The sequence below is a fragment of the Streptomyces sp. TM32 genome (assembly GCF_004122755.1).
GTDB lineage: Bacteria > Actinomycetota > Actinomycetes > Streptomycetales > Streptomycetaceae > Streptomyces > Streptomyces sioyaensis.
In genome coordinates this window covers 1-19,384 of record NZ_SDIG01000128.1, presented here as the reverse complement: position 1 = coordinate 19,384, position 19,384 = coordinate 1, and the positions used below count along the sequence as shown (strand labels likewise).

Below are 19,384 nucleotides of genomic sequence, written 5' to 3'. Positions count from 1 at the left end.
GAGCCGGAGGGGGAGGGAGCCGCCGGCCGGGACGCCCCGGATGTGATCGTTTTCGGCGGTGCGGGCCCGGAATTCAGCTATCCGGTGCTCAATCGTGCCTTCCGGCATCTACAGCGGGGCGCCCACCTGGTCGCGATGCACCGCAATCTGTACTGGCGTACCGCGGACGGTTTCGACCTCGACACCGGAGCCTTTCTGCCGGGGCTGGAGCGGGCCGCCGGGGTGACGGCGACGGTCACCGGCAAACCGTCACCGGCGTTCTTCGACACCGCCCTGGCCCACCTCGGCGTCCCGGCGTCGGAGGCGCTGATGGTCGGCGACGACATCGAGTCCGATGTGCTGGCGGCCCAGCGCCACGGGATCACCGGCGTGCTCGTCAAGACCGGCAAATACCTCCCGGAGACCCACCGGACCGCCGACGGCACACCGGACCACGTGCTGGATTCCTTCGCGGGCCTCCCCGGTCTGCTCGGGTACACCTAGGGTCTGTCCCGTACGGGCCCGCTTTGGTCGAGCCGGGCCAGCAAATGCGCGTCGAGGAAGCCCCGTTCGGAGGCCGGATCGTGGAGCAGCCGGGCGAACGTGACGAGCCCGGCTCCGGCCAGCAACTCGGCGAACCGGTCCACCGGCCAGCTGTAGGCGGGCGTCACCTTGTGGTCGAAGCGGACCGGCTCCGGACCGTCGGTCGCGAAGAACGAGACCAGGAGCAGGCCCCCTGGCGCCAGGACACGTACCTGCTCGGCGAGGAGCGCGGGCAATTCCCCGGGCGGGGTATGGATCATCGAGTAGTGGGCCAGCACGCCGCCGAGCGCGCCGTCCTCGACCGGCAGCGCCTCCATCCGCGCCTCGTCGAACCGCAGCGCCGGATGGGCCCGCCGGGCGTGGTCGACCATGCCCGGGGAGAGGTCGAGCCCGAAGGCGTCCAGCCCCAGGTCGTGCAGCATGGCCGTCAGATGTCCCGGCCCGCACCCGACGTCGGCTGCCCGCGGGTTCCCGTTCCCGCGCACCAGCTCGGCGAAGGTGCCGATCATGTTCCGCGAGAACGGGTGCGTCTCCAACCGGTCGGCGAACATCGATGCATACCGATCGACGATCCCGTCGTACGCCGCCCTGGTCTCGTCCTGGTGCTCCCTCACGGCAAGCGAAGCTAACACCCGCGCCTGTCCGCAGCTTCTCCGGGCCCGTCCCCCCGCCGCCCCTTCCCGCGCCGTGGGCGCTCAACGGCGAAATCTCCGTCACGTTGGCCGAATTGGCGTGGGTGACGTAGGCGTTGCTGGGCACGGCCTACCGTCTGCCCGCAGTACTGCCCGGTCGCGGGAGTCACGCCGAGGTGGGGCGGGCGCGTCGGTAGTGGAGGAGGACGACGCCGTTGCCGAAGGTGCGGGTGTCGGCGAGCTGGAGGTCGGCGATGGTGTCCGACGGCGTGAACAGCGGTTTGCCGCGGCCGATGAGGACCGGGTGGACGTAGAGGCGGTACTCGTCGATCAGATCGTGCCGCCGGAAGGCCGCGGCGAGGTCGGCGCCGCTGAGCGCCAGGTCCCCGCCCGGCTGTGCGGTGAGCGCCCTGATCTCCTCGGGGACGACGTCCCGCATGACGGTGGTGTTCCAGTCGGCCCGCTCCAGGGTCCGGGAAAACACGATCTTGGGCATGTCCCGCCAGATCCCGGCAAACTCCACCATGGGCCCGGTGCTTGACGGGTCGGCATCCGCGGTCGGCCAGAATCCGGCCATCAGCTCATGCGTGACCCGCCCGCTCAAGAAGCCGCCCATCGTCCTGAGCTGCGCGTTGACGTAGCGGTGCAGCTCGTCGTCGACCCGATGCCAGTCGATCTCGCGGTGCGGTCCCTCGATGAAGCCGTCGAGGGACACCGACATGGTCAGCACGATCTTTCTCATCGCGGTCCTCGCCGAAGTCGAGTCGTCAGGGGCCGGGGCGCCGCCCGGAGGGGACCAGTGTGCCGGGGACCGGCGCGGCGGGGGAGGAGGGACGCGCCGCGCGCCGGTCAGGGGGCGGCGGTGAGCAGTGACTCGATCTCCCCGGCCGTCCAGTGACCGGCGGCTCCCGGGCAGCCGGCGAGATACCTTGCGGTCCGGTGCACGGTCCATCCGTGGGCGGCGACGATTCCGGCCCCGATGTGCCGCAGATAGGCGGCCGAGGGGGCGTTCACCGCGATGGCGTCGCTGCTCCATGGGGCCGTGCAGGTCAGGACGGGATATCCGTCCAGCGCCCCGGCGCACACCAGGGTTTCGTACCGGCCGGGACCGATCCGGGCCCGGCCGTGGGTGAGGGCCGGCGTCAGATCGAGGTCCTCGCCGGGCTCCCGGTACATCTCCTGGGCCACGATGTCGGAGAACTGGCCGACGGTCAGCAGATAGCCCTGACAGGGCAGTTCGGGCCGTGGCGCGTCGGCGGTCCGCGCGGGGCCGGGGTCGTAGAAGGCCCGGCCGCCGGTCCACACCTGCGATTCGGTGGCGAAGTACAGCAGACCGGGCAGCAGGAAGGGGGCCGTACGAAGGGGCTCGCGGGGGTCCCGGCAGCCGGGGCAGGCGCGCAGCCCGCCGGGGGGCCGGCCGCCGGCCAGGTAGGCGGTCAGCCGTTCCCGGTGCATGTTGGAACCGTATGCGGCGTACCAGACGCGGTGCACGGGCGTGCGGCGACGGACGGCTTCGGGGGAGTGGTCGAGGGCTTCGAGGCGTCGGGGCCGGATCACGCCCTCACGCTACGCGGCCCGGTCCGCCGAGGCCGCCGTGGCTTGATCGTTTCCGTCCGGGTTTTGCCGCGGGGGGTGTGGAGATGCGCACTGCACGGACAGGACCTGTCCGCACGACAGCCGGCGCCGGTCATCGGCCGGACGCCGGGGGACGGAGGCAGTGTGACGGACGAGGTGTCAGGTCGAAACGGCTCCGGGACAGCTCGGGCGCGGGCGGCCGGTGGCCGCTCGGCCGGGCCGGTGCCGTCGCCGGACACGAGCCGGCGAGGGTTGCTCGCGGTCACCGCGGCGGCGGGGCTCGGCGCGCTCACGGGATGCGGAGGTACTCCCTCCCGTGCCGACCCCGCCCCCCAGGCGTCACCGCCGGGCGGCTCGGGCTCGTCCCCCTCCGCCGGGACCGGGAGCCCGAGCCCGTCCGGCTCCGCGACCGCGCGGCGCCCGGCCCGTCCGACCAAGCGGCGCCGTCCCGAACTCCCCCGTGGTGGACGGGAGTTGTTTCCTCGCCACCGGATGGTCGGGTTCTGCGGGCTGCCCGGTGCCCCGGCGCTCGGCCGGCTCGGGACCGGTGCGCCGGGACAGCGGGCCGCCGAGGTGGAGAAGGTGGCGCACCGCTACGCCGCGGGGCGCGAACCGCTGCCCGTGCTCGAACTCCTGGCGACCGTCGCCAACGCCTCGGCCGGCCCGGACGGCACCTACCGCTCACGGACGCCCGCCGCCACCATCCGTCGCTTCCACCGCGTGGCGCGCGACCGGCGGGCCTTGCTGCTGCTGAACGTCCAGCCGGGCCGCGCGCCCGTGCTCGACGAGGTCAAGGCGCTGCGCGACTGGCTCGTCCACCCCGATGTGGGGATCGCGCTCGACCCGGAATGGGAGATGGCCCGCGGCCAGGTGCCGGGCGACACCTACGGGCGGACCGACGGCCATGAACTGACCGAGGTGGCTCGCTATCTGTCCGGGCTGGTCGAGGCGCACGACCTGCCGCAGAAGCCGCTGGTCTTCCATCAGGTCGCCACGTCCGTCGTGCGCACCCAGTCCGCGCTGCGGCCCCAGCCCGGCGTGGCACTGATCAAGAGCGCCGACGGCATCGGGTCCCCGGGCCTGAAGCGTGGGACCTGGCAGCGGCTGGTCCACGACCTGCCCGACGGCCTGCACACCGGTTTCAAGCTCTTCTACGAGGAAGACGCCCGGGGCAGCCGGCTGATGACGCCGAAGGAGGTGCTGGCCCTCCGGCCGCAGCCGGAGTACGTGATGTACGAGTGACGCCCCTGGACGCGTGATGCCTCGGCGCCCGCGCAGGCCGGTCGTCGGGCCCCGCCCGTGCAGCGGGGCCCGGCACCTGCCGTGGTGATGGAGCGTCAGTAGGCGTGCTGGAGCCGCCGCTTGTTCCATTCCTCGTAGGCCTTGGCGCCCATCTCGGGATAGATCTGCTGGATCTTGATCCTGCGCTCGGAGAGCGGCCGTTCGAAGTCCTCGTACTGGAAGGAGTCGTCGAAGCCGATCTTGGCGGTGTCGGTCAGGTCGCAGCTGTAGTACACCGCGTCCATCCGCGCCCAGTAGATGGCGCTCATGCACATCGGGCAGGGGGCTCCGCTGATGTAGATCTCGTGGCCCTGGAGCATCCGGGCGCGCTCCGGGAGCGGGTCCGGCGACCCCTCCGGGCGGGGGACGTACTCCAGCGTGCTCTCGTTCTGCCGGTCCACGGCGATGCTCGGCGCATCCGGGTTGAGGACCTGCACGGCCTTCCGGATCGCCTCGATTTCGGCGTGGGCGGTGGGGTCGCCGGTCAGCAGAACGTGGTTCTGCCCGCGGGCCACGATGTTCCCGTTGCGCGTGATGACCGCGCCGAACGGGCCGCCCCAACCGTTTTTCACGGATTCAGTGGCGAGTCGGACGGCTTCTGCGAGGAGTTCTTTCTGTTCCATTACGGAGTCTCCGATCGACATCGATTCCTCTGCGGAACGGCAGGGCATATGCTCCATTTGCCCGGTAAATCTCTTGTGCACTAGGCTACTCAAGGTGAGTCCCCGTGCAAGCCGTGCTTCCGCGGCCGAGAATGCCACCGTCGTGACCTCGCAGAAGGTGCGCGAGGGACGGACGGATGAGTTTCAGCGGTGGCAGGACAAGACGAACCGTGTGGCCCGTGAATTCGAGGGATTCGTGGGCGCCGAGGTATATCCGCCCGGCGCCGGCGAAGAAAATGAATGGGTCACTGTATTCCGGTTTTCCGACATGGACCACTTGACCGCCTGGCTGGATTCGAGCCGGCGCCAGGCGCTGCTCCATGAGGCGGCCGAATTCTTCGAAGGTCCTCCGACGCAGGAGGTACTCCGCGGCGGCACGCCCTCCGGGCAGGCCCCGGAAGCGGTCACGGCCGTCATCTCGCACGACGTGCGGCCGGGACACGAGCAGGCGTTCCTCGACTGGCAGCAGAAGGCCCTCGAAGCGCAGCAGCAGGCGCCGGGCTACATGGGATCCGAGCTGTTCCGACCGGTCCATGGCGTGCAGGAGCACTGGGTCGTCGTCTTCCGGTTCGACTCCCGTGAGCACCTCGACGAGTGGTTGGAATCCGACGTCCGCCAGGAGTTGTTGCACGAGGGACGGCAGCACTTCGTCTCGTTCGACGTCCGCAAGGTCGGCTCCGCGTTCAGCGGCTGGTTCCGGTTCGACGAAGGCAAGGACAGCAACGCTCCGCCCAACTGGAAACAGGCGATGTCGGTCGTCCTGGCGCTCTATCCGACGGTGATGGTGCTCAACCTGACCGTGGGCATCGGGCTGCAGGCGCTCACCATTCGTGAGTACATCGGACTGTTCTTGTCCAACGTGCTGAGCGTCAGCGCCCTGACCTGGCTGTTCATGCCGCTGGTGAACAGGGCGCTCGCCTTCTGGCTGGTGCCGAGCCGCTGTACCAGCCGCCGGACGCAGGTGCTGGGCATCGGGGTGGTGGTGCTCGGCTATCTGGTGTCCATCGGCGTCTTCGGCCTGATCACCCACCAGATCTGGTGAGGAGACCGCGATGTGTCCACCTGTACCGGAACCAGGGCCGGATGTACCGGAACCAGGGCCGGATGTACCGGAACCAGGGCCGGAGGTCACGGGCGCACTGATCCGGCGGGGCGACGCCGGCTACGAGACCGCCCGTTCCCGCGCGGTGTGGAACGAGCTGCGGCCCGAGCGGTTCCCCGAGGCCGTCGTGCGGGCCGCGTCGGAGGCGGACGTGGCACACGCCGTGCGCTGGGCCCGCGCGCACGGGCTGCGGGTTTCGCTGCGTTCCGGCGGGCACAACTGGTCCGGCTCGCCACTCCGCGACGGGAGCCTGCTGCTCGATCTCTCCGGGCTGCGGGAGTGCCGCCTCGCGCCCGCGACCGACACCGCACCGGCGACCGTCACGGTGGAGCCCGCCGCCACCGGTCAGGAACTGGTCGCGTTCCTCACGCCGCAGGATCTGGCCTTCCCCGTCGGCCACTGCCCCAGCGTGGCGGTCGGCGGCTTTCTGCTCAGCGGCGGCCTCGGCTGGAACTCCCGTGCCTGGGGGGCGTCCTGCGCGGACGTCCTGGAGATCCGGGCCGTCACCGCCGACGGGCGGACGGTCACCTGTAGCGAGCGGGAGCACCCCGAACTCTTCTGGGCCGCGCGGGGCGCCGGGCCGGGATTCTGCGCGGCCGTCACCCGCTTCCGCCTCGCCCTGCACCCCCACCCCGCCTCGATCATGACGACCTCCCTGACGTTTGCGAGGGCGGAACTCGCCCGGGTGACCGAGTGGACGGAGCGGGTCGCCCGCGCACTCCCGCCGTACGTCGAGGTGGCGTTCGTCCTCCAGCCCGCCGAGCCGGCCGCGGACGGCGCACCGGGTCTGCGGATCACGGTCGGTGCCACCGCGTTCGCGGCGACGCGGCCGGAGGCCCTTCAGGCGCTGGAGCCCGTCGCCGACTGCCCGTTCGGCGAACTCGCCGTCACCCGGCAGCCGCCCGCGCCGACCTCCTTCGCCGCCCTGCACGAGGGCGCGGCTGTCCTCTGGCCGCCCCTGCACCGGTACGCGGCGGACACCCTGTGGTCGCCGGAGAGCTGTCCGACGCAACTGGGCCGGATCGCCGACGTGGTGGCCCGCGCGCCGTCCGGGAAGTCCCTGGTGCTCTCGCCCGTGCAGCCGGTCTCCCCGGAACCCGCCCTGCTGCGGAACATGGCCTTCGCCCCGCTCGGCGAGTCCTACCTGGTCTGCTACGCGGTCTGGGAGGACCCGGCGGCGGACGAGGCCAACGCGCAGTGGCTGCGGGACGTCATGGCCGCCGCCGACCCGCAGGGCGACGGCAGCCACTACATCGCCGAAGCGGACCTGGAGGCCGACGCGGCCCGGCCCCGGCGCTCGTACACCCCGGCCACCTGGGACCGGCTGCAGGAGGTCAAGGCGCAGTGGGACCCGGACAACGTCTTCCACTCCTATCTCGCCCCGTGACCGGGCGCCGGCGGCCGGACGGGCCCGCCGGGAAGCGGAAACGGCGCCGCGGGGGCACCATGGCCCTATGCTGCTGGCCCGTCTTGCCCAGGTGTCGGCGGAGGTCGCCGCGACGTCGGCGCGTTCGCGGAAGATCGCGCTGCTGGCCGGACTGTTCCGGGACGCGGAGCCCCAGGACGTCCCGGTGGTCATCCCGTACCTCGCCGGGCGGCTGCCCCAGGGGCGGATCGGGGTCGGCTGGAGCGTCCTGCGCGAGCCGGTCGCGGCCGCGGACAACGCCACCCTGACCGTCCGCGACGTGGACACCGCGCTGACCGCCCTGGCGCGGGTCTCGGGGGCCGGCGCGCAGGGGGAGCGGCGCGGACTCGTCCGTGCGCTGCTGGCCGCGGCGACGGAGGGCGAGCAGCGGTTCCTGGTCGGCCTGCTGACCGGTGAGGTGCGGCAGGGCGCGCTGGACGCCATCGCGGTCGAGGGGCTCGCCGCGGCCACCCAGGTGCCGGCGGCGGACGTCCGGCGGGCCGTGATGCTGGCGGGGTCGCTCCAGGACGTGGCGCAGGCGCTGCTCGCCGAGGGGCCGGAGGCGCTCGCGCGCTTCCGGCTCACCGTGGGTCGGCCCGTCGGGCCGATGCTGGCGCACAGCGCCAAGACGGTGGCCGAGGCCATCGAGAAGCTCGGCGCCTGCGCCGTGGAGGAGAAGCTCGACGGCATCCGCGTACAGGTGCACCGCGACGGGCCGGACGTGCACATCCACACCCGCACCCTGGACGAGGTCACCGACCGGCTCCCCGAGGTCACCGCGCTGGCACGGGAGTTGCCGGCCGGCCGGTTCATCCTCGACGGCGAGGTGATCGCCCTGGACGGGGCGGGCCGGCCGGTGCCCTTCCAGCGCGTCGCGGGGCGGTTCGGTTCACGGGTGGACGTCGGTGCCGCGCAGGCCGCGCTGCCGCTGTCCCCGGTCTTCTTCGACGTGCTCTCGGTCGACGGCCGCGACCTGCTGGAACTGCCCGCGGCACAGCGGCACGCCGAGCTGGCCCGGCTGGTCCCCGCACCCCAGCGCGTGCGCCGCCAGGTGGTCGCGGACCCGTCCGACGCCGGGGCCCGCGCGGCCGCCGAGGACTTCTGGGCCGAGACCCTGCGCCGGGGCCACGAGGGCGTCGTGGTCAAGGCACTGGACGCCCCCTACAGCGCGGGCCGCCGGGGCGCCGCATGGCTCAAGGTGAAGCCCGTGCACACCCTCGACCTGGTGGTGCTGGCGGTGGAGTGGGGACACGGGCGGCGCACCGGGAAGCTGTCCAACCTCCATCTCGGGGCGCGCGCGGCGGACGGCGGATTCGTCATGCTGGGCAAGACCTTCAAGGGGCTGACCGACGCCACCCTCAGCTGGCAGACCGAGCGATTGCAGGAGCTCGCGGTGGCGGACAACGGCCATGTGGTGACGGTGCGTCCGGAACTCGTCGTCGAGATCGCCTACGACGGACTCCAGACCTCCACGCGCTACCCGGCGGGCGTGACCCTGCGCTTCGCGCGGGTGGTGCGCTACCGGGAGGACAAGACGGCGGACGAGGCGGACACCGTCGAGACGGTGCTTGCCGCGCACGACCGCGGGGAACAGTAGCCGCCATGGTGGGAAAGCGAAGTGCCGGGCTGCTGCTGTACCGCCGCGCGGCGGACGGGGTCGAGGTGCTGCTGGGGCACATGGGCGGCCCGTTGTGGGAGCGCCGTGACGCGCGGGCGTGGTCCGTGCCCAAGGGCGAGTACGTCCCTCCGGAGGAGGCGAGGGACGCCGCCCTGCGGGAGTTCGAGGAGGAGTTGGGGATGCCGCCGCCCGCCGGCCGCTACCTTCCCCTGGGGGACGCCCGCCAGCCGAGCGGCAAGGTGGTGACCGTCTGGGCCGTCGAGGGCGATCTCGATCCGCGGCACATCGTGCCCGGCACCTTCGAGATGGAGTGGCCGCGCGGCTCCGGGGTGACCGGCAGCTTCCCCGAGATCGACCGGGTGGCCTGGTTCCCGCCGCACGAGGCACGGGAGCGGCTGGTGGCGGGCCAGCAGGTGTTCCTGGACCGGCTGGCGGAGCAGCTGGCCGGCGAGGGCTGAGCGCCGGAGTCCCACGGGAAGCCGCCCTCGGCATCAAGGGGCCCGGGGCCACAGGACTTGGTACGGCCGGCCGGGCGCACGCCGGCCGCCGACGGGCCCCGCGCGCGGCCGGAAAACCGCCGCACCGGCAGCACAAGGGCGCCCCGAGCTCCCCACCTTCACCACCGCGCAGGCCGAAGGCTTCCAGCCGCCCTGTACACCCCCGTTCCCCGCCGGGCAGTCTGGCGGGGGGCGCGCACGACCGGCCCCGAACGGGGGGCCCTGGTCACAGGGTCATGAGCATGCCGCGGGGGCCGCATGTTGCGCATCCACTTCGAAGACCGGGATCTGGCACGGGTACAGATCGCCGCCGAACCCGATCCGCTCTGGGAAACGGTGCTGGCCATGCACCAACTGGCGCCGCCGGGGCGCGGTGTGCCGGTCTACGGCGCCTGGCGCGCCAGGGCCCGCCGCGAACTGCACGAGCGGGGGCTGACCCGCGCGGCCGGGCTGCTCAGTGCCCTGGCCCCGGCCGACGCCGGCTACTTCCCGGACTTCCTCACCCCCGACGCGGCCCGGGACGGCCTGGCCGCGGGCCTGGCCGCGCTGCGGGACACTCCGGGGGCGCGGCTGGCCGCGGAGAGCGCGCGGGCCGGGCTGCCCGCCCGGCTCCCGCGCTGGACCGGCGCCCTGGCCGCGGGCAGCAGGCAGCCGCTGGACGAACTGGCCGCCGCGCTCCAGGAGGTGCACCACGCGGTGGTCGCCCCGGACTGGACCCAGGCGGCCGCCACGGTCGACTCCGACCGGGGCGCCCGCGCCCGCACCCTCTGCCGCGACGGCGTCGACCGGCTGCTCCAGAGCTTCCGCCCCGTGCTGCGCTGGGAGCCGCCGGTGCTGTACGCCGACTATCCCTGCGACCGCGATCTGTGGCTCAACGGGCGCGGACTGCGGCTGATTCCGTCCCATTTCTGCTGGCGCAGACCGATCGCCCTCGCCGACCCCGGGCTGCCGCCGGTGCTCGTCCACCCGGTCGAACACCCACCGTCCTGGGCGCCGGCCGGGCCCCGCGGCTGCCGTCCGCAGGCGCTGTCCACCCTGCTCGGCCGTACCCGGGCCCGGATCCTCGCGGCCCTCGACGACCCGGCCACCACCGGTGAACTCGCCCGCCGCGTACGGGTCTCCGCCCCCTCGGCCAGCGAGCACGTGAGCGCGCTGCGCGAGGCCAACCTCGCCCGTAGCCGGCGGGACGGCGGCTGTGTCGTCCACGCCCTCACCCCGCTCGGCACGGCGTTGCTGCACGGTGAACTCGCCCCCGCACGAACCGCCGCGGGGGGCGGAGTCCGCCGATCGCCCGGCCTTACGGCCGTACCTGGATCTTCCTCCCTTCGCCGGCCTGGAAGCGGCTCAGCGCCTCGGCATAGCGGTCCAGCGGCAGCCGGTCGCTGATGAAGACCTCCGGGTCCAGGGCCCCGGCCGCGAAGAGCTCCGCGGCGCGCTCATAGCTGTGCAGGACCGCCATCGAGCCGGTGATGGTGATCTCCTGGTTGTAGATGCGGTAGGGCTCGATGACGGCGCGGGCCGCGTAGTCGGCCACGCCGAACTGCAGGAAGGTGCCGCCCTTGCCGACCCGTCCCAGCGCGTCCTGGATGGCGCGCGCGTTGCCGGTGGCGTCGATGACCACGTCCCAGCCGCGCGGGCGGTCCAGTTCGTCGGCGGAACCGGCCGCGGCGCTGCACCCCAGGGTGCGGGCGGTGGCCAGCCGCTCGGGGTTGATGTCGACGACGTCGACGCCGGCCGCGCCGGTGCGCTTGGCGAGCTCCAGCATCATCAGGCCCATCGTGCCCGAGCCGTAGATCAGGACCCGGGTGCCCAGTTGTGCCGAGCGCAGGATGTCGTAGCCGCGGACCGCGCAGGAGAGCGGCTCGATCAGGGCGGCGTCCTCGGTACGGACATGATCGGGCAGCTTGACGCAGTTGGCGACGGGGGCGACGGCATACTCCGCGGCGCCGCCGGCCCTGGTCACCCCGATCGCGGCCCAGCCCTCGCAGAGGTTGTTGCGGCCGATGCGGCAGTAGTGGCACTCGTAGCAGTAGAGGGAGGGGTCGACGGCCACCCGGTCGCCCTCGACGAGCTCGGTGACCGCGCTGCCGGTGGCGACGACCGTACCGGCGAACTCATGGCCCGGTACGACGGGCAGGGTGGGCGCGAACTCCCCCTGGAGGATGTGCAGATCGGTGCCGCACAGTCCGCAGGCGGCGACCGAGACCACCACGTCACGCGGGCCGGGGGTGGGGTCCTCGACGATGGCGACCTCGACCTTGCCGGGGGCGCTGATCACTGCGGCCTTCATTTGACTGCTCCGAGCGAGAGGCCCTGGACGAGCTTGTCCTGGGCGGCGAATCCGGCGATGAGCACCGGGAGGGAGATCACGGTGGCGGCGGCGCACACCTTCGCCAGGAACAGGCCCTGGCTGGTGACGAATCCGGTCAGGAACACCGGCGCGGTACCCGCCACGATCCCGGTCAGCACCCGGGCGAACAGCAGCTCGTTCCAGCTGAAGATGAACGAGATCAGGGCGGTCGCCGCGATTCCCGGCATGGCCACCGGGGCGACGATCCGGAGCAGGGTGGTGTGCAGTCCCGCGCCGTCGATCGACGCGGCCTCCAGGATCTCGGTCGGGACCTCCGAGAGGAACGAGCGCATCATCCACACCGCGATCGGCAGATTCATCGAGGTGTAGAGGATGACCAGCAACCAGATGCTGTCCAGCATCCCGGTGTTCTGCGCGACGAGATAGATCGGCAGCAGACCGGCCACCAGGGGCAGCATCTTCGTGGAGAGGAAGAAGAACATCACATCGGTCCACTTGCGCACCGGCTTGATCGACAGCGCGTAGGCCGCCGGTACCGCCAGCAGCAGCACGAGGAGGGTGGAGACGACCGAGGCGGTCAACGAGTTGATCAGTGGCGGCCAGGGGCTGACGCCGGTGCCCTCGCCGAAGAACTCGCGGTAGCCGTGCAGGCTGAGCCCGGCACCGAGGCTCGGCGGGTTGGTCGCCGCGTCCGTCTCGCTGTGGAAGGACGTCAACACCATCCACGCGACGGGCAGGAAGAAGGCGATTCCGCACAGCCAGGCCAGCAGGCCCAGCAGACTTCCGGTGCGTCGCCGACGGCGCGGGGGCAGCAGTGCGCTCGTCATCGGGTGACCTCCTCGCGCAGCAGGGACGAGACGGAGCGCAGCGCGAAGGTCGCCACCAGCAGCGAACACAGCACGACGATGACGCCCTGCGCGGAGGCCTGTCCGTAGTCATGGGCCTGGTAGAAGGTCTGGTAGATGGTGAAGGGCAGGTTCGCGGTGCCGAGGCCGCCCGAGGTGATGGTGAACACCGCGTCGAAGTTCTGGACGACGTACACGGTTCCCAGCAGCGCGGCCAGTTCGAGGTAGCGCCGCAGATGCGGCAGGGTCAGATAGCGGAAGATGTCGAAGGGGGTGGCGCCGTCCATCCGGGCCGCCTCGACGGCGTCCGCCGGCCGGCTCTGCAGCCCGGCCAGCAGGATCAGCATCATGAACGGTGTCCACTGCCAGATCAGCGACATCTCCACGGCGGCGAGCGGGGAGTCGGTCATCCAGTCCGGCTGCGGCGGACTGTCGCTGCCGAACAGCCCCCATATCCACGTCAGCGCGCCGTTGAGCAGCCCGTACGAGGCGTTGTAGAGGGCGTGCTTCCAGAGCAGGGCGGAGGCGACGGGCACCACCAGGAACGGCGTGATGAGCAGGGTGCGGACGATGCCGCGGCCGCGGAAGCTGCGGTCCAGCAGCAGCGCGAGGCCCAGCCCGAGCAGCAGGCTGACCAGCACCACGGTCACCGTCAGCAGCACCGTCGTGACGACCGACGACCGCATCGCGGGGTCGGTGAAGACGGCGAGGTAGTTGTCGAGAGCGGCGAAGCCGCGGTTGTCGGGGGCCAGTGCGTTCCACCGGGTGAAGGAGATCACCACGGTGGCCACGAAGGGCAGTTGGGTGACGATGATCAGGAAGACGAGGGCGGGCAGCAGGGGAGCGCGCCGGGCCCAGTCCTTCGCCCGCTGGGCCCGCCGGGTGCGGGCCGCCTGACGGCCGGACGGCGTGACGGCGGCCTCGACGGGCCGCGGCGCCTCAGTGGTTTGCGTGGGCATCGGACACTTCCTGGGCCAGCCGCTGGCTCTTCTTGAGGGCCTCGGGCACGCTCTGCTTTCCGGCGATCGCCGCGCTGATCTCCTGGGAGACCTTGGTCCCCAGGTCGGAGAACTCGGGGATGCCGACGAACTGGATTCCGGGGGCCGGGCGGGGCTGTACGCCGGGGTTGTTCGGCCGCGCCGAGGTGATCGCCTGCCGGGTCGCGGGGGCGAAGGCGCCGGACTCCTTCAGGTACTGCGGGTTCTGGTAGAGCGAGGCCCGCTTGCCGGCGGGCACCTTCGACCAGCCCAGTGACCGGCCCACCAGCTTCTCGTACTTCGCGCTGGAGGCCCAGCGGATGAACTTCCAGGCCGCGTCCTGGTGCTGACTGGCCTTCTGCACGCCCCAGGCCCAGGTGTAGAGCCAGCCCGAGCTGGCGGTCTTCTCGACCGGCGCCGGCGCGTAGCCGACCTTCCCCGCGACCTTCGAATCGGAGCTCTCCAGCGAGCCGGCGCCGGCGGTCGCGTCGTACCACATGGCGACCTTGCCCTGCTGCATGTCGTTGAGGCACTCGGTGTAGCCGGCCTGCGGTGCTCCCGACTCGCCGTGCTTGCGGACCAGGTCGACGTAGAACTGGGTGGCCTTGGTGAACTCCGGGCTGTCCAGCTTCGCCTGCCAGTCCTTGGTGAACCAGGTCCCGCCGAAGGTGTTGACGACGGTGCTCAGCGGGGCCATCAGCTGGCCCCAGCCGACCTGGCCGCGCAGGCAGATGCCCTTCATGCCCTTGCGGGAGCCGTCCAACTTGGCGGCCATCTGGGCGACTTGCTGCCACGTAGGACGCTTGGGCATGGTCAGCCCCGCCGCCTTGAGGAGGTCCTTGCGATACATCAGGAAGGACGATTCGCCGTAGAAGGGCTCCGCGTAGACCTTGCCGTCGGCGGCGGTGAGTGAGTCGCGGACCGGAGCGAGAATGTCCTTCTGGTTGAACTCCGGGTCCTTGGCGGCCCGTTCGCCGAGCGGGGCGAGCCAGCCGTGGCGGGCGTAGATGGGGGTCTCGTAATTGCTGAGGCTGGCCACGTCGTACTGCCCGGCCTGGCTGGTGAAGTCCTGGCTCATCTTGTCGCGCAGATCGTCCTCCGGCAGCACGGTGTAATTCACCTTGATGCCGGTCTCCTTGGTGAAGTGCTCGGCGGTGAGCCGCTGCAGATCCACCATCTGCGGGTTGTTCACCATCAGCACGTTGATGGTGTGGGGGTCGCCCTTGCCGACGTTACCGGCGCCGGAACAGCCGCTGGCGGCCAGCGACAAGGCCAGGACGGCCGAGGTCAGCCCTATTGCGCGGCCGGTACGGCCTCCGGGGAATTGTGCTCTCACGGCTCTTGCCTCTCTGGGGACGGATACGGCTGTAGCTGCATGTGGAGATATGGCGGTTATGTCTGCTATGTCAGATCTTCATTCGGGTATGGCGGTGCGATGGAGGCACGCCGGGTCAGCGCACGGAGGCCGGGGTGCGGGCTGCGGGCAGCGACAAGGGGGTGTGGTGAGGGGTGTCGTACGGGGCCGGTCGGTCCGGGCGGCCCCCGCCCGGGTCAGACCCGGAGCACCTGCGGCCCCAGGAGGGAGTAGCGATGCGCCTCCGGCGCGGACAGCCCCGCGTCGGTGACGATCGTCTGGAAATCGCTGACGTCGGCGAACCGGCAGAAGCTGCTGGCGCCGAACTTGCTGTGCACCGCGACCAGCACCCGCCGCCGCGACGAGCGGACCGCCTGCTCCTTCACCTCCGCGACCGCCGGATCGGGGGTGGTCAGCCCGTGCTCCCGGGAGACGCCGTTCGCCCCCAGGAACGCCAGATCGATCACGAACCGGGCGAGCATGTCCCGGGCCCAGGAGCCCACCGTCGCCTGCGTACCGGAGCGGACCCGCCCGCCGGCCAGCAGGACGGTGGTCGACTCGGACGCCGCGACCAGCGACGCGGTCCGCAGCGACGCGGTGATCACGGTCAGCGGACGGTCGGTGGGCAGCAGCATCGCGACCAGCTCCGGGGTGTAGCCCTCGTCGAGGAACACCGTTTCGGCCTCCCCCACCAGGGTCGCCGCGGCCGCGGCCACCCTGCGCTTCTCGTCCACCTGCTGGGTCTGCCGCAGGGCCAGCGTGGTCTCGAACCCGGCACTCTCGACCGGATACGCCGCGCCGTGCGTACGCCGGACCAGGCCCCGGCGCTCCAGCTCGCTCAGATCCCGCCGTACGGTCTCGCGGGCGACCCCGAACTCGGCTGCGGCATCGGCGACCTCGACCCGGCCGGACTGCCGGGCGAGCGCGAGGATGCGGTGCTGGCGTTCCTCGGCCCTCATGGCTCACTCCTGCCCGATCGCTGGATTTTTCTGGCTTCCGTTCGGTCACGGGGCTGCCCGTTTCCACCCGCCTCAGGTTTATAGCAAGCGGAACCATGTGGATAGCTGCCCGCTACCGGAGAAATTCTGCCCGTTTTTGCCCGCCGCGGACCGCTACCGACCGGCTTCGCTGCCCCGGGGCACGCCCGTACGGCCTGGTGGGCGCGCCCGTAGGTCCTGGTGGGCGGGGTGCGCCGGAAGCGGGGGGCGGCCGCTCCGCTTGCCGAGGGGCGCCACGGTCGTGCGGGGCGCCGGGGCCCTTAGGCTGGACGCCATGAGTTCGGAGATGCGGTCGTTGGCGGTCACTGCGATCGTGCAGGCGGATGAGTGCGCGGTACTGCGCGTCAGCGGGGAGCTGGACCTCCGGACCGAGCAGGCGTTTCTCGCCGAGGCGCGGTCGGTGGTCTCGGCCGGCCACCGCTTCCTCGTGCTGGATCTGACCGCCCTGCGCTTCTGCGACTCCCGCGGGCTGAGCTGTCTGCTCGCCCTGGAGTGGCTGTGCCGGCGGCTGGAGGGCCGGCTGCTGCTGGCCTCGCTCGGCGTACGGATGCTGCGCCTGCTGGTCGGCACGCAGTCCCTCAACGTCTTCTCCTGCTACCCCACCGTCGGCCATGCGCTGGCCGCGGTCCCCGACACCAGCCGCCCGGCCTGGCCGCCCGAGGTGACGGAGTCCGCCGAGGACCCGGACGAGGCGTGAGACGGGCCGGTCAGCCGGCCGGACAGGGCCCGCCCAGCCAGGCGTCGTCGAACCGGGCAAAGGTGATCTTCCGATAGGGGCCGGACTCGTAGAGCAGCCCGAAGGTCCCGTCCGGCAGCCGGGTCAGCGTCGAGTACCCGGCCGGGCCCGCGGTGACGACCCGGGCGAGGGGCCAGCTCCCGCCGTCGTCGCAGGACATCCGCACGGTGAGGTTCCGGCGGGCGTCGGTGCTCGCCGTATTGCTGAACAGCAGCCGGTGCGCCCGCGCCCGCCGTGCCGGCGCCGCCGGGTCGTAGCGCAGGACGGAGGCATTGTTGCCCGGATCGATCAACTCGTCGTCCGCCACCGGCGTGCTGTAGCTCAGCCCGCCGTCCCGGGAGTAGGCCACCAGCCGCTTTCCGGCGCCGCGGGTCCGGCTGTTGAGCAAAATCCGGCCGTCGGCGAGCTCGACGGTCTTGTTCTCGTCCATCAGCGGCCCCACCGGAGTCCCCAGACGCCAGTGCGCGCCATGGTCGTCGCTGTACGCACTGGCCGCCCACATACTGCCGTCGGCCTTGCGGAACGCGTACTGCTGCAGCAACCGCCCGCCGGCCAGCTGGATGCCGGAGCCCGACGAGGCGAAGATGCCGTGCCAGGACGGGTCCTTGAGATCGTGAGTGATCCGCCGGACGCCCCAACTGCGGCCGCCGTCGTCCGAGTAGCCGTAATCGGTGTGCAGCACCGTGGTGCTGTCGGGCGCGTTGCCCGCGCCCGCCGTGCGGAACCCGACGCCCTTGGGCGCATACGCATGGAAGAGGAAGATCCGGCCGGTCACCCGGTCGGCGAGCAGACTCGGGTCGCCCGCGCCCACCCCGCCGTCGTAGTCCACGGCCGCTTGCGGCGCACTCCAGGTACGCCCCAGGTCGGTGCTGCGCCGCACCATCACATCCACATTGCCGGGCAGATCGGCCGCGCTGTCGTTCCGCCGGTCGAAGGCCGCGACGAGGGTGCCGTCCGCCAGCGTGGTCAGCGCCGGGATGCGGTAGGTGTGCGCGCCCCGGCCGGACACCGCCAGATCGGTGGTCTGGTACAGCGGTGGCCGGACGGCGCCGCGCCACGCCGCAGCGGCGCGCGGGGCCGGGCCGGTCAGCAGCCCGGCACCGACGGCGAGCAGGGCGGCCGGTGCGACCAGGCGGGCGGCTTTCACCGGGATCTCCAGGACGGGGCGCGGCACGGCGTGCGGTGGGCAGCGGGTGCGGGCGGCACGGAGGCATCGGAGGGCAGGCAGACCCTGTGAATCTAAGGTCGGGGTGACACCGCGTCCATTCCACCGGGCAGGGGAGTGAGGGGCGGTCACCGGCCGCAGGAGCGGGCCCGACGGCCCGGTGGCCCGCTGCTGGGCCCGGCGGCCCGGTGGCCCGCTGCTGGGCCCGGCGGTCTGCTCGCTCCGCCCTACTCGCCCCGGCCGAGATCCCGGACGAGCGTGGGGGAGGGGCGGGGAATCACCCCGAAGTCCTCGTCCTCGCCGTCCACGGCAAGGCGGTGGATCACCTTCTCCAGGGCGTCCGGCAGGGTCGGGGAGAGCCCGCTGTGCCACTGGACCAGGAGGTTGTGCCGGGCGGAGTCCGGCAGCAACTGCTTCTCGTCGAACGCGGCCACGCAGCGGCGCTCCTCGTCGGGCGCGTGCGCGGCCTGCTCGCGCCAGTAGGCGGCGTCGCGGTACTCGCCGTTGCGGCGGTGCGCCAGATACAGGCAGTAGGCGGCGGTCCGGCTGCCGGCGCCGGCGCCGAAGTGCCACCAGAAGTGCGCCGCGTCGCTGCGTCCGGTGATGTGCAGCAGACAGGCGAAGACCAGTGCCCCTTCGGGGTCGATGCGGTGGTCGTTGACCAGCCGTTCCAGGCTCGCCGCGGCCGCCGCGGCATTGACGACCAGGGCACACGCCAGCTGGAGCTCATGGGTGGCCTCGTCGCGGGCACTGGGGTACGTGCTGGGGGCGCCCTGCCCGTCGCGGACCGTGCGCACCGCCGCCGGCGGGCCGTCCGGGTCCGCCGTCCCGGGCCGGCGGACGGTGCCCAGGCCGCCGAGCGCACCCGTGTCGTCGAGGTCGTGGAATCCGGACAGGCCCTCGATCCAGGACACCGCCGCGGCCGCGCTGAGCAGCGTCTCCACGGTCTCCCTGCGGTCGGCGGGACGGATGTGCGACATGGTCAGTTCCCCCTGGGATTTCCCCGGTCGATGCCGAGCGCGGCGGCGAGTTTGCGCTTGCCGCGGCTTGCATAGGAGCGCACGGTGACTTCGTCGACGCCGAGCAAGGAGCCGATCTGTGCGTCGCTGTACCCGATGACATGGCGCAGCACGATCACATCGCACTGCCGCTCCGGAAGCCGGGCGATGGCCGCATACAGCCCCAACTGGCTCTCCAGCATGGCGAATTGCTGCTGGCACTCGCGCAGCAGAGCGTGCGTGACGACGGCGAAGGCGGCGGTCTCGGTGAGCGCGGTGGGCTGTTGGTGGTCGTAGAGCCACTCCACCACCCGCTCCTTGAGCACCGACCAGGCGTACGCCTCCACCGAGGCCTGCCGCAGCGCATGCGGCCACAGCCGGCCGAGCCGCTCATAGGCCGCCCGGGTGACGTCGCGGGCCGCGGCCTGGCTGCCGGTGTGCAGATAGGCGTACGTCAGCCACTTGCGGGCGTGGGTCGACAGGAACGCCTCGAACGTGAGCGTCAGCTGGCGGTCGAACGGATCCGGTGTGACGGCCGGGAGGCCACAGCGGGGTGGTGCCGCTAACTCCGCGGTACGGACATGCGCCGGAGCGCACGCCGGTGGCGGTCGGTCCCGGTCTACGCTCACCTTGCCGTTTAACCTCGCCCGTTCGATGGGCCGGTGACCTGCGGCGTTTCCCGGACATGGGCAGCGGCCGCCTGTGA

Annotated in this window: 20 protein-coding genes; 8 read left to right on the top strand and 12 right to left on the bottom strand. The window is 72.0% G+C overall.

Features of this window, described 5'->3' with window-relative positions:
- Positions 1–483 (top strand): HAD-IA family hydrolase (locus EST92_RS23690; protein ID WP_153189048.1); only part of this gene is annotated, 483 nt, incomplete at its 5' end.
- Here EST92_RS23690 and EST92_RS23685 read toward each other — a convergent pair.
- From EST92_RS23685 to EST92_RS23675, 3 genes are all read right to left on the bottom strand, one after another.
- Positions 480–1,136, bottom strand: coding sequence for a class I SAM-dependent methyltransferase (locus EST92_RS23685; protein WP_129282839.1), 657 nt, complete (start codon positions 1,134–1,136; stop codon positions 480–482). The two genes, EST92_RS23690 and EST92_RS23685, sit on opposite strands and share 4 nt — an antisense overlap.
- A gap of 184 nt (positions 1,137–1,320) precedes the next feature.
- Positions 1,321–1,896, bottom strand: a complete 576-nt coding sequence (locus tag EST92_RS23680; RefSeq protein WP_129282838.1) for a dihydrofolate reductase family protein — start codon at positions 1,894–1,896, stop codon at positions 1,321–1,323.
- Between the two features lie 107 nt (positions 1,897–2,003).
- Positions 2,004–2,711 carry a histone deacetylase gene (locus EST92_RS23675; RefSeq protein ID WP_174244109.1) on the bottom strand — a complete coding sequence of 236 codons (708 nt, stop codon included), beginning with the start codon at positions 2,709–2,711 and terminating at the stop codon, positions 2,004–2,006.
- A gap of 492 nt (positions 2,712–3,203) precedes the next feature.
- On the opposite strand from EST92_RS23675, the gene EST92_RS31225 reads away from it, so the two are divergent.
- On the top strand, positions 3,204–3,971 hold the full coding sequence (locus EST92_RS31225) for a hypothetical protein (protein ID WP_154073992.1): 768 nt from the start codon (positions 3,204–3,206) through the stop codon (positions 3,969–3,971).
- A gap of 95 nt (positions 3,972–4,066) precedes the next feature.
- On the opposite strand, the gene EST92_RS23665 is transcribed toward EST92_RS31225, so the two are convergent.
- Complete coding sequence (locus EST92_RS23665; RefSeq protein WP_129282837.1) at positions 4,067–4,633, bottom strand: nucleoside deaminase; 567 nt, start codon at positions 4,631–4,633, stop codon at positions 4,067–4,069.
- 142 nt (positions 4,634–4,775) lie between these two features.
- Here EST92_RS23665 and EST92_RS23660 point away from each other — a divergent pair, with 142 nt between their 5' ends.
- The 5 genes from EST92_RS23660 to EST92_RS23640 all read left to right on the top strand — a co-directional run bounded on the left by EST92_RS23660 (position 4,776) and on the right by EST92_RS23640 (position 10,680).
- Positions 4,776–5,714: an antibiotic biosynthesis monooxygenase gene (locus EST92_RS23660; RefSeq protein ID WP_129282840.1), complete on the top strand. Its 939-nt coding sequence runs from the start codon at positions 4,776–4,778 to the stop codon at positions 5,712–5,714.
- A gap of 10 nt (positions 5,715–5,724) precedes the next feature.
- Positions 5,725–7,161, top strand: coding sequence for an FAD-binding oxidoreductase (locus EST92_RS23655; RefSeq protein WP_129282836.1), 1,437 nt, complete (start codon positions 5,725–5,727; stop codon positions 7,159–7,161).
- Positions 7,162–7,228: 67 nt separating this feature from the next.
- Positions 7,229–8,776 carry an ATP-dependent DNA ligase gene (locus tag EST92_RS23650; RefSeq protein WP_129282835.1) on the top strand — a complete coding sequence of 516 codons (1,548 nt, stop codon included), beginning with the start codon at positions 7,229–7,231 and terminating at the stop codon, positions 8,774–8,776.
- Positions 8,777–8,781: 5 nt separating this feature from the next.
- Entirely contained in the window at positions 8,782–9,255 is a 474-nt protein-coding gene (locus tag EST92_RS23645; RefSeq protein ID WP_129282834.1) for an NUDIX domain-containing protein, read from the top strand.
- A 297-nt stretch (positions 9,256–9,552) separates the two neighbouring features.
- Entirely contained in the window at positions 9,553–10,680 is a 1,128-nt protein-coding gene (locus EST92_RS23640) for a winged helix-turn-helix domain-containing protein (protein ID WP_129282833.1), read from the top strand.
- On the opposite strand, the gene EST92_RS23635 is transcribed toward EST92_RS23640, so the two are convergent.
- From EST92_RS23635 to EST92_RS23615, 5 genes are all read right to left on the bottom strand, one after another.
- Positions 10,592–11,584 (bottom strand): zinc-dependent alcohol dehydrogenase family protein, encoded by a 993-nt coding sequence (locus EST92_RS23635; RefSeq protein ID WP_129282832.1) that lies wholly within the window; start codon positions 11,582–11,584, stop codon positions 10,592–10,594. The genes EST92_RS23640 and EST92_RS23635 overlap by 89 nt on opposite strands.
- A complete protein-coding gene (locus EST92_RS23630) occupies positions 11,581–12,432 on the bottom strand; it encodes a carbohydrate ABC transporter permease (protein ID WP_129282831.1) in 852 nt (283 codons plus the stop codon). Before EST92_RS23630 ends, EST92_RS23635 begins: the two co-directional genes overlap by 4 nt.
- Entirely contained in the window at positions 12,429–13,409 is a 981-nt protein-coding gene (locus EST92_RS23625; protein ID WP_129282830.1) for a sugar ABC transporter permease, read from the bottom strand. The genes EST92_RS23630 and EST92_RS23625 overlap by 4 nt, the downstream gene beginning before the upstream one ends.
- Positions 13,390–14,703, bottom strand: coding sequence for a sugar ABC transporter substrate-binding protein (locus EST92_RS23620; RefSeq protein ID WP_254068977.1), 1,314 nt, complete (start codon positions 14,701–14,703; stop codon positions 13,390–13,392). The genes EST92_RS23625 and EST92_RS23620 overlap by 20 nt, the downstream gene beginning before the upstream one ends.
- 275 nt (positions 14,704–14,978) lie before the next feature.
- Positions 14,979–15,740 (bottom strand): DeoR/GlpR family DNA-binding transcription regulator, encoded by a 762-nt coding sequence (locus EST92_RS23615; RefSeq protein ID WP_129282828.1) that lies wholly within the window; start codon positions 15,738–15,740, stop codon positions 14,979–14,981.
- 313 nt (positions 15,741–16,053) lie between these two features.
- Between EST92_RS23615 and EST92_RS23610 the strand changes: the two genes are divergently transcribed.
- Positions 16,054–16,476: an STAS domain-containing protein gene (locus EST92_RS23610; protein WP_239013836.1), complete on the top strand. Its 423-nt coding sequence runs from the start codon at positions 16,054–16,056 to the stop codon at positions 16,474–16,476.
- A 10-nt stretch (positions 16,477–16,486) separates the two neighbouring features.
- Here the strand turns inward: EST92_RS23610 and EST92_RS23605 are convergent, their stop codons facing one another.
- The 3 genes from EST92_RS23605 to EST92_RS23595 form a co-directional block, all read right to left on the bottom strand.
- On the bottom strand, positions 16,487–17,662 hold the full coding sequence (locus tag EST92_RS23605) for a sialidase family protein (RefSeq protein ID WP_129282827.1): 1,176 nt from the start codon (positions 17,660–17,662) through the stop codon (positions 16,487–16,489).
- Positions 17,663–17,907: 245 nt separating this feature from the next.
- Positions 17,908–18,660: a hypothetical protein gene (locus EST92_RS23600; RefSeq protein WP_129282826.1), complete on the bottom strand. Its 753-nt coding sequence runs from the start codon at positions 18,658–18,660 to the stop codon at positions 17,908–17,910.
- Positions 18,661–18,662: 2 nt separating this feature from the next.
- A complete protein-coding gene (locus tag EST92_RS23595) occupies positions 18,663–19,307 on the bottom strand; it encodes a sigma-70 family RNA polymerase sigma factor (protein WP_129246743.1) in 645 nt (214 codons plus the stop codon).
- Between the last annotated feature and the right edge of the window lie 77 nt (positions 19,308–19,384).

Coding starts and splice junctions, on each gene's coding strand:
- EST92_RS23680 (WP_129282838.1), bottom strand. CDS start 1,896: ATGAGAAAGATCGTGCTGACCATGTCGGTGTCCCTCGACGGCTTCATC.
- EST92_RS23665 (WP_129282837.1), bottom strand. CDS start 4,633: ATGGAACAGAAAGAACTCCTCGCAGAAGCCGTCCGACTCGCCACTGAA.
- EST92_RS23655 (WP_129282836.1), top strand. CDS start 5,725: ATGTGTCCACCTGTACCGGAACCAGGGCCGGATGTACCGGAACCAGGG.
- EST92_RS23650 (WP_129282835.1), top strand. CDS start 7,229: ATGCTGCTGGCCCGTCTTGCCCAGGTGTCGGCGGAGGTCGCCGCGACG.
- EST92_RS23645 (WP_129282834.1), top strand. CDS start 8,782: ATGGTGGGAAAGCGAAGTGCCGGGCTGCTGCTGTACCGCCGCGCGGCG.
- EST92_RS23640 (WP_129282833.1), top strand. CDS start 9,553: ATGTTGCGCATCCACTTCGAAGACCGGGATCTGGCACGGGTACAGATC.
- EST92_RS23635 (WP_129282832.1), bottom strand. CDS start 11,584: ATGAAGGCCGCAGTGATCAGCGCCCCCGGCAAGGTCGAGGTCGCCATC.
- EST92_RS23630 (WP_129282831.1), bottom strand. CDS start 12,432: ATGACGAGCGCACTGCTGCCCCCGCGCCGTCGGCGACGCACCGGAAGT.
- EST92_RS23625 (WP_129282830.1), bottom strand. CDS start 13,409: ATGCCCACGCAAACCACTGAGGCGCCGCGGCCCGTCGAGGCCGCCGTC.
- EST92_RS23615 (WP_129282828.1), bottom strand. CDS start 15,740: ATGAGGGCCGAGGAACGCCAGCACCGCATCCTCGCGCTCGCCCGGCAG.
- EST92_RS23610 (WP_239013836.1), top strand. CDS start 16,054: ATGAGTTCGGAGATGCGGTCGTTGGCGGTCACTGCGATCGTGCAGGCG.
- EST92_RS23600 (WP_129282826.1), bottom strand. CDS start 18,660: ATGTCGCACATCCGTCCCGCCGACCGCAGGGAGACCGTGGAGACGCTG.